The following is a 13,576-nucleotide window of genomic DNA, read 5'->3' on the forward strand; positions in this document are numbered from 1 at the left end:
GTTTCAATGATGGCGTTTTTTTCTCCGGGAAGAATGTACGAACCCGTGCGGCCGGACAAGCCGCGTTCCATCAGATCCACCATCCAAATCCCGTCTCCGAGATCGAATAATGAGCGGTTCAACAGGCAAGACTCCCTTCCGTGGTAAAATCAGCGCGCAGGTCAAAGCGCGGCGACCGGGCTGGGCGTGCGGGGTCGCCCGCCGACAGGTTACCCTCATTGTACCACGGCCACCCCCCCGTCTTTTAACCCGAAGCGGGCCGCCGGTTGGGGCCTGGAGAAGTATAGGCGGCCTCCGGCACCTCCCCGGTGCGGGTATACCTCGAAATGTTTAACAGCATCCCCGAAGCGGCCAGCTTGATCAACAAGGAACTACCCCCATAACTGATGAAGGGAAGCGGGACTCCGGTGACGGGGAGGATTCCCGTCACCGCCCCGAGGTTAATGAAAGTGCTCAGTCCGATCATGGCCGTGATGCCCCCGGCGGTCAAAGACAAAAAGCGATCCGGAACATGCAGGGAAATCCACAACCCCCGCCAAACGTACAGGGCAAAGATCGTCACCAGGGCAATGGCCCCGATAGCACCCAGCTCCTCGGCGATGACGGCGAAGATAAAATCTGTGTGGGATTCGGGGAGCCACAGATATTTTCCAATTCCATAACCGAGCCCCCGCCCGAACCACCCGCCGGAGGCAAAGGCGTAAAAAGCTTGGATCATCTGGTAGCCGTCCCCGTGGGCGTCTTTCCACGGGTTGAGAAACACTGTGAGCCGGGCCAGGCGATACGGTTCGAGCAGGATCAACAGGCCGATCCCCAGGCCGCCGGCCGCGACCAGGGCGGCGAGGTACCGAAGCGGTGTGCCCGCCAGAAATAATAAGGAAAACACGGTGCCCACGATGATCATCCCCGTTCCGAGATCCGGTTCGAGCATGATCAGCATGAAAACCACAAACGCAATGACCAGGGGCGGCATCATGGACCGCCGGAATTCCATGAGATGATGCTGGCTCTTATCGAGAAGATAGGCGCTGTACAAGATGACCGCCAGGCTGGCCAACTCCGAAGGCTGGAGGTTGATCGGACCCAGATCCAGCCACCGCCGGGCGCCGTTGACCGAGGTTCCCACGTGGGGGATGGCCACCATCACCAACAGTAAAAGGCTCACGACGAAAAGCGGCTTAGTCAATCGCCGAAGCCCTTGGGCACTTTGTTTCATGAACAGAAACAGGAGGATGAACCCCAGCCCCGCCCAAATGCATTGGCGCACAAAAAAATACGACGCCTGCCCGTACAGGGTGACCGCTGTCACGCTACTCGCGCTGTAGACCATGGTCAGGCCTCCACCGACTAGACACAGGATGAGAAAAAACAACAGAAAATCCGGGCGGTGTCTCTGCATCCTCTGCTTCCCTCCCCGTTCCCTGTCTCTACATTCGACGTCGGGACGAACAGTTCCTGTTGTTTGCCCGGGATTTCTGCGCTGCCGTATAATGGGGCCAGAACGGGGAGGAGGTGGTGTTTGCGTGTTAAAGGTAAAGGAATATACTCCGATCTCGTCCTCGGACGGCGTTATGCATCGTGACGCCGGGGTGGCGGACGGATTGGCGTTAAAAGAGTGGGCGGCGGCGATTCGGGCTCTGGACGCAGGGGATCAAATCCTCCTTTTACGAAAAGGAGGGATCATCGAGGAAACGAAAGATTTTCGCGTCCGGGGGACGAGCTTTTTTCTATACCCCACCTATGAGCATCAGAAGAAAGAGTTGGTGAAACCGGGGTGGCACAGGCAATTGGAAGAGACCCTCCGGGGTAGGGAAATGCCACCCACAGAAGTGGAAATTACCCACGCCGCCCGGGTGGTGGAAGATATTGAGCTACAAGATGAGGCGGCCCTGGCCAACCTCGGCGATTTGCACATCTGGACCGAAGACTACGCCAGCCAGCGCCTGCACTGGCGCCCCTATAAGCCTTTGCACGTGTTGGCCGTGCGGGTTTATCGTTTGGATGAGCCGCGAATCCTGCCGGTGCGGGAGAATTATCTCGGGTGCACGTCTTGGATCCGGCTTGAAGATCAGGTGTCTTCCCGGGGAGTCCCGGTTCTCGGTGACCAGGAGTTTCGGGAGCGGCTGGAGGCCGTACATCGGCGGGTGGGGTGGGCCGGTACGCCGTGACCGGCTCCGACGCTCCTTTTGTCGGTGCTTCTCGGCAGGGCGGCAAAAAAATTTCTTAGCATATGTGTCAGATTATCTAACACAAACAGTTGACCTTTCTTTCACTCCCATCGTATAATAGCCACAACGTTGGGAATGGGAGAGAGGAAGATGACTGTACAAGACGTGTTGGATTTGATCCGCGACAAAGGGATCAAAATGGTCGATTTTCGCATTGTGGACGTCCCCGGTCGTCAGCATCATGTGACGGTCCCGGCGACCCACGTGGATGAGGAGACTCTGCGGCGGGGCCTGCCTTTTGACGGGTCCAGCATCCAAGGGTTTCGGGGGATCGAAGAAAGTGACATGGTCATGCGGCCGGACCTGGATACCGCGTTCGTGGATCCCTTCACCAAGGTCCCCACTCTGAACCTGATGTGCGACGTATACGAACCGAGCGGTATTCGGTACGATCGGGATCCCCGGTTTATCGCCCAGAAAGCCGAGGCGTATCTCGAACGAACGGGAGTGGCGGACAGGGCGTATTTTGGTCCGGAATTAGAGTTTTTCGTTTTTGACGACGTGCGGTTCGACACCGGACAAAACGGCGCGTTCTATGCGGTGGATTCCGAGGAGGGAATTTGGAACAGCGGAAAAAGCGGGGAAGCGAATCTGGGTTACAAGATCCGCAACAAAAGCGGATATTTTCCCGTGGCGCCTTCGGACACCCAGCAGGATCTGCGCTCGGAGATCGTTCTCGCATTGGAGGAAGCCGGGCTTCCGGTGGAGCGGCATCACCACGAAGTCGCCACCGCCGGGCAGGCAGAGATTAACTTCCGGTTCGATACACTCACCAAAACGGCGGATCATGTCCTGTTATACAAGTATATCGTCCGGAATGTCGCCCGGAAATACGGAAAGGTCGCCACTTTCATGCCCAAGCCTCTCTTTGGCGACAATGGGTCCGGGATGCACGTCCACCAGAGCCTCTTCCGGGGTGAGGTGCCGCTGTTCTACCAGGAAGGAGCCTACGCCAGCCTCAGTGAGACGGCACTGCAGTACATCGCCGGGATTCTTTATCACGCTCCGGCTATTCTCGCTTTCTCGAATGCGAGTACCAATTCGTACAAGCGATTGGTCCCCGGGTTTGAGGCTCCAGTGAACCTGGTGTTTTCTCAGGGCAACCGCAGTGCCGCTATCCGGGTCCCCGTGGCGGGGGTTACCCCGAAAGCCGCCCGCATCGAATTCCGGACGCCAGATTCGACTTCGAACCCTTATCTGGCCTTTGCCGCTATGTTGATGGCCGGGTTGGACGGCATCCAGAAAAGGATGGATCCCAAAGCTCTGGGTTACGGTCCTTTGGACAAGAATATCTATGAATTGTCTCCGGCGGAGAAGGAAGGGATCCGCAGTGTGCCCGGATCTTACAGCGAAGCTTTGGCGGCGCTTGAGGCGGATCACGAGTTTCTCCTGGCGGGAGACGTGTTCAGCGAAGATTTCATTCACAACTGGATCGAGCTGAAAAAGACCAGCGAAGTCGATCAGGTGGCCATCCGGCCGCATCCGTACGAGTTTTACCTTTACTTCGATCTATAAAACCCAAGTGGAACCGGTGTACAAACCGGCATCGTCTTGCGCAACGGCACCTGGGGTGGGAGAGGCAGAAGCGGCCTTTCTCGCCTTTTTTGTTTTCGGCTTTCCCGGGTCCCATTTCCCTTTCGGGTTCCATATCATAATTGCGTGAGCGCCAAGGGACTGGGGAGGGAGCGCCGTGTGGGCGGCGTTGGCAGCGGCCGTTTTCATCGGTTTTCCGCTTGGCCTGAACATGCGCGGAGTGCTTTATCGGCCGCGCCCGGCGGACGTCTTGCTGATCCTCGGGGCCAAAATAAAGGGGACAGAGCCGGGCGCCGCGCTCAGGGCCAGGTTGGAAGCCGGGTTGGATCTGTACCGCCGCGGTTATGCGCCCCGGATTCTGGTCAGCGGCGGGCAGAGGCGCCCTGGAGTCCCCAGTGAGGCCGATGTGATGGCAGACTACCTGCGGGTTCGTGGGGTTCCACCCAGAGGGGTGATTCTTGAGGATCTTTCGTCAGATACGGTGGAGAACCTCCTGTTCTCCAGCCGCCTGATGAAAATTCACGGATGGCGCCGGGCTGTGGTGGTGACCAGCGCCTATCATCTCCCCCGGGCGCTCTGGCTGGCCAGGCTCGCGGGCTTGGACGCCTCGGGGTACGCCCCGGCCACCGCCGACGTCCTCGGCATCTGGATGTATGCCCTCCGGGAGATTCCCGCCTTCTGGCGTTCCTATCAAAAGTGGAAATGGTTGCAGGGCCGGGAATGAGCCCGGTATAATACACTATACCGTACTTGGAATGCTACAGGTGCCGGCCGGAGCGGCGCGACAAAGGGGGGAGCCCGGGTGGAAGAGTTGGAGTTGACCGGACAGCCACGACACAAAACGCCTGACGAGCTCAGCGGTTTGACGGCCGTGATTATCGATGGCGAGAACGTTTATGTGGACAAGGGGGCACTGCACGCCAAGAGCCGGGTGGAGCGGGGCATCTCATTCTCCGACGATCCGGCCCGGCGCGGGCAGGGCCGGCGGGTGGCGGTGGCATGGGTGTCCCTGGGGCGCAACGAGGAACATCAACCGTGCATCCACGGGCTGGGCGCCTGTGAGATGTGGGTGAACGAAGGAGATCAAACCGGCTATAAGCGGCTGGCGGAACACGTGAATCAGATGGATCAGGCGGTCAAAGGACGGGTGAACGTGGATGTTCTCGGTTCAGAGGAACGGCGGCGATTGGCAGACTTTTTTGCCGAGAATCACCGGGATGTGTGGGAGGCTTCGCCGGCGTCCCTGCGGGATGCCTTGCTGAGATGAAAATGGAGCGGGACTCGTTGGACCAGGGGTCGACGCCTTTGTTCACCGCCTTGATGGAGCATGCCCGGCGTCGGCCTCTCCAATTTCATATACCCGGACATAAGGCGGGGACCGGGGCGGACCCGGAATTTCGGGAGTTCCTCGGGGATGCCGCCTTTTCCATTGATTTGATCAACATTGCCCCCCTGGACGATTTGCACCACCCCGAAGGGGCGATTCGAGATGCCCAGCGGTTGGCAGCCGAGGCTTTTGGGGCGGATCATACATTTTTTTCCGTCCAGGGAACCAGCGGCGCCATCATGACGATGATCATGGCGGTGTGCGGGCCGGGGGACAAGATTTTGGTCCCGCGCAACGTGCACAAATCGGTCATGTCCGCCATCATTTTGTCCGGGGCCCATCCGATTTTTATGCCGCCGGAGATCGACGAACGGATCGGCATCGCCCACGGCGTCAGCGTGTCCACCGTTAGAACGATGTTGAATTGGCATCCCGACGCCCGGGCGGTGTTGGTGATCAATCCGACCTACTACGGAGTTGCCGCCGATCTTCGCGCCATCGTGGCCCTCGCCCACGACCGGAACATACCCGTCTTAGTCGACGAGGCGCATGGGGCCCATATCCATTTTCATGAAGATCTTCCGATATCGGCCATGGACGCCGGGGCGGATATGGCGGCTACCAGCGTCCACAAGTTGGGCGGATCGCTGACGCAAAGTTCGGTGCTCAACATCCGGGAAGGGCGGGTGGATCCTCGACACGTACAGGCCGTCCTCAGCATGCTGACCACCACGTCGACGTCGTACCTGTTGCTGGCCTCCCTGGACACGGCCAGGCGACAGTTGGCGGTGCGAGGGCGGGAATTGATCGCCCGGGCGCTGGATCTGGCCAGGGAGGCCCGGGAGCGGATCAATCGGATCGAGGGCCTGTATTGTTTCGGGGAAGACGCCCTGAAAGGTTCGGCGGCCGTGGCCTACGACCCGCTAAAACTCACCGTGTGCGTCAAGGATTTGGGGATCACCGGATACGACGCGGAGCAGATCCTCCGGGAGCGGTTCGGCATCGAGGTGGAACTGAGCGACCTGTACAACATTCTCTGTATTGTCTCCCCGGGGGACGGGGAGGAGGAAATGAGAGCGCTTGTCGAAGCCCTGAAGGCCTTGGCGGCGGAGTTTCGCCCCCAGATCGGCCAATATCCCGTGGAAGTGAAAACCCCGGTGATGCCTTTGCTCGCCATGACGCCGAGGGAGGCGTTTTATGCCGAGACCGACACCGTCTCCCTCCAGGAGTCGGTGGGACGGATCTTCGCGGAGATGTTGATGGTTTATCCCCCGGGGATTCCAATCCTGGTACCCGGGGAGATCGTTACCGAGGCCAGTCTGGAGTACATTCGCGAGCATATGAATGCCGGTCTGCCGGTGCAGGGCACCGATGATCCCGAGGTGCGCCGGGTGAAAGTTGTCCGCCGCCCGGTGGAAGAACTCCTTCGCATATAAGAACACGGGTATCAAAAAAACTCTCCAGTCCATGGCTGGGGAGTTTTTTTGTCCCTTGGGGAATACTACCGGTGCTGTTGGAGGAGGTGTTCGGGCGTTGGATTTCCGGCGGTGGGTGAAGCGGCTGTTCACCGTGGATGATTCGATTCTGGATGCCACCTTTTCCCTGGGCGAACGCGAAGACGTCATGAAGGGACCGGGTGGGAATTCCGGGGGCGACGAGGACAAAAGCGAAGGCAAACCGGACAAACCCATGAAGGTTCGGGGAGATGACCGGGACAACGAACAGAAGCCGGTGAGTCCGCAAAAACCGATCCCCCTGTCGGAATGGGCCAAAAAGGAAGGAAAAGGGGAATCCTCCCGAGGGGGATCCGAGCCGGACGCCGGGGACGACCCGATCCCCGCGTCCCTCGACTCACTAGAAGAAATGCTGAACAAGACCTTTACCCTCCCGCAGAACAAGGATATCATCGTCCGCCATCTTATCATCGGTCTTCCCGAGCCTCGGCGGGCCCTGCTTGTCTTTGTCGACGGCTTGGTGGATAAAGTCGTCATCAACAATTTTATCCTCGAACCTCTTATGCTTCTGGCCTCGGTCCGGCCGGATACCGATCCCGGGACGGGGGATATGGAGCGAGTTTTGCGCACCTTGGTGCCCGGCAACCAAGTGGAGCGGGTCACCAAATTCCGCAATGCTGTCAAGCAGTTGCTCATGGGCAACAGCGTCCTGTTTATCGAAGGCCTCGGCGAAGGACTGGCGGTGGAAACCAAAGGCTGGGACACCCGCAGTGTCTCCGACCCGAAGTCCGAGCAGGTGATTCGGGGTCCCCATGAAGCGTTCACCGAGAATTTTCGCACGAACACCGGCCTGATCCGAGCGCGGCTGCGCTCCCCCCGACTGGTGACCGAAATCATCCAGGTCGGGCAAACCACCAAGAACGACGTGGCCGTGATGTATTTGAAGGGCGTGGCCAACCCCAAGCTGGTGGAAGAGGTCAAGCGCCGGGTCAACGGGCTGAGTTTGGATGCGTTGATCGACAGTGGGCTTTTAGAGCAGTACTTGGAAGACCCGCCTAGCACCCTGTTCCCGAAAATCCTCTCCACCGAACGGCCGGACCGGGTGGTGGCGTTTCTCGTGGAGGGGCACGTGGCACTCCTGGTGTCCGGGAGTCCCTATGCTCTCGTCGTGCCTCTCAGTTTTTGGTCTTTGCTCCATACGCCAGAGGACGCTTATCTTCGCTGGCCTTTCGGGTCTTTCATCCGGGTGATTCGGTTTGCGTCCCTGCTCATCGCCGTCCTCCTCCCAGGGTTATACATCGGCGTGGTGAATTACCATCCGGAAATGATCCCTACGGACTTGATGATGGCCATCGCCGCCTCAAGAGAAACGGTCCCCTTTCCGGTCATCGGCGAGGTACTCCTCATGGAGTTGGCCATTGAGCTGATTCGGGAGGCGGGCATTCGGATTCCTTCGGTGATCGGCCCGACCATCGGCATCGTCGGGGCATTGATTCTGGGGCAAGCGGCCGTCCAGGCGGGCATCATCAGCCCCCTGCTGGTCATCGTCGTGGCCGTCACGGCCTTGGCCTCTTTTACTACGCCTAACTACAACCTTTCCTTCGCCGTGCGGGTGATGCGGTTTTTCTTCATCGCCCTGGCGGCGGGCTTCGGTTTTTACGGGGTCACCCTGGGGCTGGCCGCAGTTCTGGGGAACTTGGTCAGCGCCAAATCCTTCGGCGTGCCACTCATGTCGCCGGTGGCGCCTTATCGCCATTCCAATCCCGACATTGTCCTGCGCGGTCAAGCCTATGAACAGGAGCTGCGCCCCGAGTATCTGCGCACGGGCGATTCGCGAATGCAGGAACCCGTCAACCGCCGGTGGGATGCGTGGAGCCGGGCCATTCGACCGCAGCCTACCAAGGAGGGACCGCGGATGGAAGATACCGGGGCCAAGCGGCGAAAGGACGATTCCGGCGCAAGGGGGCAGGGCAAGGATGGCGGAAATGGCGAATCCGGTGGAGAAGGCGGGGGGAAAGACTCATGATGCACACCGGGTATGTCGGCTCCAAGGAAGCCAGGAGCTTTTTGGCTATTGTTTTTTGTGCGTCGATTGCCTTGACACTCCCTCAGGATCTGGCATTGTCGGCCGGCCGGGCCGGGTGGCTGTCCATGGTGATCGCCCTTCTCGTGGCCCTTTTGGCTTGTACGCTATTCTCCCGCATCGTCGAGTTCGCCCCGGGGGATTCGGTGATCACCATGGCCGGACAGTGGTGGGGGAGTGCAGGCCGGTGGATTGTGGGCGTGATTTTGTGGGGATATTTCGTCCTCATCACCGCTTTGGTGACCCGGGCTTTTGTCGAGGCGGTGATCGGCACGATTCTGCCCAGGACCCCGGCTCACGTGGTGATGTTTCTTTTCATGGCCGTCACCGTGTATATCGCTTACTACGGGATCGAGACTCTCAGCCGGCTGTCCCAGCTGGTGGCCGTCGTACTTTTGGTGGGATTTTTACTTCTGTTGGTCGCGGATCTGGGCTGGATGGATCATCGTTATTTGTATCCCGTGCTCGGTCCAGGTCTCGGCACGGTGGTGGCCGCGGGTGTGGCAAAGTCCTCGTATTTTTCCGAGCTTGTCCTTTTGGGGCTTATGTTCCCCAGCATTCGGGTCGTTCGGGATAGCGGCCGCATTGCCCGGGGCGCCGTATGGATTGCCGGAGTGTTGATGATCCTCATGGTTTTGGGGTACACCCTGTCCTTCCCTCCGCCGTCCGGGGCGGACAACCCGTTTCCTTTTTATCAATTGGCCCGCTTGGTGTACCTCGGCCGTTTTATTCAACGCATGGAAGCCATCTTTGATGTTCTCTGGGTACTGTCCGCCGTCATCTATATTGCCGCCGGGTTGTGGGCTGCGACGCAAAGTTTGGCGCAAGCGGGCGATTTGCCGGTGTACCGGCCTCTGGTGTTTGCGACGGCCGCCCTGGTGTACGGAGTGGCTTCTCTGCCCGCTGATTATGTGCAGACCGCCGACCTGACCAATCGTTATCTGCGTACCTGGGGATGGGTCATGTTGCTGGGCCTTCCGGCGGTGCTATGGGTCGGGGCGGTCATCAGCCGGCGCCGAAGGGAGGGGTAGAGGTGCGGCGGTGGTGGTGTTTGGCGATGATGGCCGTGGCTTGTCTATTTGTCAGTGGTTGCTGGGACCGCACGGAATTGGAGGAAGAGGGGTTCGTCCCGAGTTTTGCCATCGATACGGGGCCTGCTCCGGGGGTGTACGTTTACACGTTTCGCATTGCCGTTCCCCGGGAAATGAGCGGCCCTTCGAGTTCCCCGGGAGGAGGGGGTGGTGGGGGAGGAGGCGGGGAGACGGAAAAAGGCAGCAAATCGGTGAGCGTTGTGGCCAGAAGCCTCGGGGAGGCTATCAATTTGGCGAACAGTACGGTAGAGCGGCGGTTGGATTTTGTTCAGTGCCAATATGTCCTGTTCGGCGAGGGCCTCGCCAGGGAGGGAGTTTCTCCCCACGTGCTCGATCTCCTGCGGTTCCGGCAGTTCCGGCGGACCATGTTTGTGGCGGTCGTCCGGGGCAGAGCGGCGGATTCGTTTAAGGAAAACAAGCCCGTGTTGGAGAGCTCCGTCACTCGGTATATCGAGGGGTTGCAAAGGCTGAGAACCTTTACGGGGATGGTCCCCGTGGTGCAGCTTCATCGCTTTGCCCGGGCGATGGATACGGATTCCGAAGACGCCTTTACTTCCGTCCTGGCGATCAATCAGGCGGTGAAAGCCCAGGACCGCAGCAAGGCGTCCCAGAAGCCCGGGGCGAGTCAAGGCGGTGGAAAGGAATCTGAGAGCCCGGATGAAAAGGCTCGCAGCGAGCAACAACTGCAGAATCCCTCGGTGAATTTTGAGGCGGGTGGAATGCAGCGGGTGGGGGGCAACCCCGAGGAGTTTCCTGGTGCTGCGGTGTTTCGGGGGGACCGCTTAGTGGAGATTCTGGATGGTCAGGAAGGGAGGATGCTGTTGGCGCTGCGCGGGGAGTTGGCCCACGCCTTCCTGACGTTTCGCGTCCCCCAGGGTCGGTTCACGGTGGAAGTCCAGCAGCACGAAGGGGGACCGGCGATGAGTTACAACTTGGCGGGGGGGCGCCCCGTGTGGCGCATTGCCCCGGAGTTTGACGTCGACCTGGTCAGCGCCGTGGGGAATTTTGACACCCGAAGCCACCAAGGGCTGTCTCAGTTGCGCCAATGGGCGGAGCAGGAGTTTAATCGCCAGGCGGAACGACTGGTGGCCAAATTGCAGCGGGACGGGTCGGACGCTCTGGGCCTGGGGCTTTACGCCCGAAAAGATTTTCTCACCGATGCTGAGTGGCAGAACTATCGGTGGCCGGAACGCTATCCTCAATTCTCGATTCAAGTGCAGAGCCGGTTTGTGATCCGCCGGGTGGGCAATCTGTTGACATCCAAGAGAATCTGATGGAAGGCACAAGGGAGGGACAGAGGGTGCTCCTGAAATGGTTGATCGCCGGGGTGATCCCTTTTGGGGTGCTGGTGTATACGTTTAATCTCAGTCGGTGGCTGTGGAGGCGGGGGCTGCGCTCGGGGGCGGTGGGATCGCTGGTCGTCGGTGTTCTGGGATTCGTGCTGTCGGTGTTGGGGGCTTGGCGCCCCTGGGAGTAAAGAGTCAAGAGAGACACTCATAGACTCCCAGGAGCACGAGGAGGACTCCTGCGATGAAATGCGAGTATCGTCCGAACCAATGCTGCCCTGCATAATGGCCAATGCGCACGCCGAGGTCTGTGAGCACGTAGCTGAATACAGCGGTCAGGACCGCGGCTCCGACGGCAGAAAGATCGGTCAGGCCGGCTGCAAAGCCTCCCGCCAGGCAGTTGATTCCCAGGGCAATTCCCAATATGAGCGCTTCCTTCCAGGAGATCGACCCACTTCGGTCCGCGTCCGCGGAGACCGGTGTGCGAAAAACGGCGAACACCGCCGGAGGCTCGACGCTGGCCGAGGTCGTGGACGCTGCCGTTCGCCGGGCTTCCGGGCGAGGTGAGGTCCGAAAGGTGTGGGGATCCACGAGGTTCCGGCACTCTCCGGTCTCAAGAGGGGTTTCAGGCTCGTTCGGCGAGTCTTTGTCCGGCGGGGTCTGTCCTCCGGATCGAACCACCCAAACCCCGATGGCGATGATGATCACCCCACCGAGAACATTGGCCATCTGCCTGGGAAGGAACAGGGCCACGGTGCGGCCGCCATACGCGGCGAGGCCGGTGGCCAAAGCGGCCATTCCGGCGATCAGGGCGTTCGACGTCCAAGGCAGTCTCACCCGTTTGAGTCCCAAACCGATGCCGATCCCGAGGTTGTCGAGATTCGATGCCAGGGCCAGGACCAGGAGTGCGATCCATTGCACGGGAAAGCCCCCTTCCTGGGTGTCTGCCCACAAGATATGAAGGAGCCCATCGGGGGGTTCCGGCACTGGAAGATGCCTATGATTTCGGAAACGTTGCGCTTCTTTGGTGCCGCCGGGTCGACGGGAAGGCGCCGAGGTGGTAACCTGTAGAGGCGGGTTTTGTCTGATGGCGATGTGGGGGACGGGCGGATGGAGCAGGCAAAAGAAAAAGTGTTGAAAGATCCGGTCCACAATTACATCCGGGTGAGGGATCCATTCATCTGGCGGCTGATTAACACCCGGGTTTTTCAGCGACTTCGGCGGATTCGACAGTTGGGGACTTCCTTCTTGACGTTCCACGGCGCCGAACACAGCCGGTTCACCCATTCCCTTGGCGCGTACGAGACCATGCGCAAAGTTGTCGAGCATTTTATGCGGAATTACGGGTGGACCCCCGGGGAGCGAACTCGGCTGTTGGCTTTGGCCGCGGCTTTGCTTCACGACATTGGGCACGGGCCTTTTTCCCACGCCGTGGAACCGGTGACAGGCCAGCGGCATGAGGGGTGGACCGTTCGGCTGTTGCGGGAAGAAGCGGAATTGCGGGCAGTGCTCGACGATGTGGATGACCGGTTTGCCGAAGACGTGGCGGGGGTCATCACGGGGGAAACTGATTTTCCGCTCCTGCACCAGCTGATCACCGGTCAACTCGATGTGGATCGCATGGATTATTTGCTTCGGGATGCGCTTTATACCGGGGTGGCGTACGGGCAGTTTGAGTTGGAGCGATTGATACGCGTCATGATTCCAGGACGGGCTGAGGTCTTGGTTCGGCCGAGCGGACGCCTCACCGTGGAGCAATACATGTTGGCCCGGTATTTTATGTACGCCCAGGTGTATTTGCATCCAACGACGGTGGGGTCGGACCTTCTGGTGCGGAAGATTGTGGAAAGGGCGAAAATGCTTCGCCGGGAAGGGGTCTTAAAAGATGTACCCCCTTTGTGGGATTCGTGGATGAGCGGCCTGGAGGATCCCGGGGAATTGTCCATCGAGGCCTTTCTCGGCATGGATGACGCCGTGTTTTTGGCCGGCTTGCCCGGATGGGAGCGCTCCGGGGATCCGATACTCTCTGACCTCGCCGGGAGGTTACTTCATCGGCGATTGTTTGAATCGGTGCCTGTGGCCGAATGGACTCCAGAAGTGGAGCGCTTGGTCCGGGAGGCTTTTGTTCAGGCCGGGCTCGATCCGGACAGTTACGCGGGCTTTGTTCACGTGAGCATCGATGGCTCCGGGAACCGGGAACCCGTGTGGCTCTCGGACGGGGGCGGCAAGTGGGTGAATTTCTTTGAACAGTCTGTGCTCCTTCGGAATCTGCCGCCCATTGCGGTAAAACGTTTGTACTTCCCGGGCGACTTGGTGGAGTCCGGGGGGGATCGGGCGGCGTCCCTCCGCACACTCCTTGCTTCCTTGTCCCACGAAGGCTGAGGGTGAACGCGCGTCCCGGGTTCTCCATAGTCTCGGGTGCGGGCCTGGTCAAGGGGGGTTGTGTAAGATTTTCCGCCCGTGGTATAGTGGGTGAGAACTGAGCTGTCTGTGTCATACTATGCCCTGACGGCGCCGGCTGGCCGAAGGCAGCGGTGTCGCGGGGACGGCCCTGCGGGGACGGGAAAAGAGAGG

Annotated in this window: 12 protein-coding genes; 10 read left to right on the forward strand and 2 right to left on the reverse strand. The window is 59.8% G+C overall.

The window, feature by feature from the left end:
- Positions 1-244: 244 nt before the first annotated feature.
- Positions 245-1,399, reverse strand: coding sequence for a putative lipid II flippase FtsW (gene ftsW, locus K6T64_RS07860; RefSeq protein ID WP_288009420.1), 1,155 nt, complete (start codon positions 1,397-1,399; stop codon positions 245-247).
- Positions 1,400-1,523: 124 nt separating this feature from the next.
- Between ftsW and K6T64_RS07865 the strand changes: the two genes are divergently transcribed.
- The 9 genes from K6T64_RS07865 to K6T64_RS07905 all read left to right on the forward strand — a co-directional run bounded on the left by K6T64_RS07865 (position 1,524) and on the right by K6T64_RS07905 (position 11,193).
- Positions 1,524-2,168 carry a DUF1802 family protein gene (locus tag K6T64_RS07865; RefSeq protein WP_288009422.1) on the forward strand — a complete coding sequence of 215 codons (645 nt, stop codon included), beginning with the start codon at positions 1,524-1,526 and terminating at the stop codon, positions 2,166-2,168.
- 150 nt (positions 2,169-2,318) lie between these two features.
- On the forward strand, positions 2,319-3,743 hold the full coding sequence (gene glnA, locus K6T64_RS07870; protein WP_170085055.1) for a type I glutamate--ammonia ligase: 1,425 nt from the start codon (positions 2,319-2,321) through the stop codon (positions 3,741-3,743).
- Positions 3,744-3,918: 175 nt separating this feature from the next.
- Positions 3,919-4,485: a YdcF family protein gene (locus K6T64_RS07875; RefSeq protein WP_288009425.1), complete on the forward strand. Its 567-nt coding sequence runs from the start codon at positions 3,919-3,921 to the stop codon at positions 4,483-4,485.
- Between the two features lie 78 nt (positions 4,486-4,563).
- Positions 4,564-5,028, forward strand: coding sequence for a YwhD family protein (locus K6T64_RS07880; protein WP_100667024.1), 465 nt, complete (start codon positions 4,564-4,566; stop codon positions 5,026-5,028).
- Positions 5,029-5,045: 17 nt separating this feature from the next.
- Entirely contained in the window at positions 5,046-6,524 is a 1,479-nt protein-coding gene (locus tag K6T64_RS07885) for an aminotransferase class I/II-fold pyridoxal phosphate-dependent enzyme (RefSeq protein WP_288009489.1), read from the forward strand.
- A 97-nt stretch (positions 6,525-6,621) separates the two neighbouring features.
- A complete protein-coding gene (locus K6T64_RS07890; RefSeq protein ID WP_288009426.1) occupies positions 6,622-8,568 on the forward strand; it encodes a spore germination protein in 1,947 nt (648 codons plus the stop codon).
- Entirely contained in the window at positions 8,565-9,656 is a 1,092-nt protein-coding gene (locus K6T64_RS07895; protein WP_100667026.1) for a GerAB/ArcD/ProY family transporter, read from the forward strand. The genes K6T64_RS07890 and K6T64_RS07895 overlap by 4 nt, the downstream gene beginning before the upstream one ends.
- A 2-nt stretch (positions 9,657-9,658) precedes the next feature.
- Entirely contained in the window at positions 9,659-10,990 is a 1,332-nt protein-coding gene (locus K6T64_RS07900; RefSeq protein WP_288009427.1) for a Ger(x)C family spore germination protein, read from the forward strand.
- Positions 10,991-11,016: 26 nt separating this feature from the next.
- The gene (locus tag K6T64_RS07905) at positions 11,017-11,193 is read left to right on the forward strand and encodes a hypothetical protein (RefSeq protein WP_157935366.1); all 177 of its coding nucleotides are present in this window, start codon (positions 11,017-11,019) and stop codon (positions 11,191-11,193) included.
- 4 nt (positions 11,194-11,197) lie between these two features.
- On the opposite strand, the gene K6T64_RS07910 is transcribed toward K6T64_RS07905, so the two are convergent.
- Positions 11,198-11,923, reverse strand: a complete 726-nt coding sequence (locus tag K6T64_RS07910; protein WP_288009429.1) for a manganese efflux pump — start codon at positions 11,921-11,923, stop codon at positions 11,198-11,200.
- 189 nt (positions 11,924-12,112) lie between these two features.
- On the opposite strand from K6T64_RS07910, the gene K6T64_RS07915 reads away from it, so the two are divergent.
- The gene (locus K6T64_RS07915) at positions 12,113-13,384 is read left to right on the forward strand and encodes an HD domain-containing protein (RefSeq protein WP_288009431.1); all 1,272 of its coding nucleotides are present in this window, start codon (positions 12,113-12,115) and stop codon (positions 13,382-13,384) included.
- The last annotated feature ends 192 nt before the right edge of the window (positions 13,385-13,576 follow it).

The organism is Kyrpidia sp., from assembly GCF_023512215.1.
GTDB lineage: Bacteria > Bacillota > Bacilli > Kyrpidiales > Kyrpidiaceae > Kyrpidia > Kyrpidia spormannii.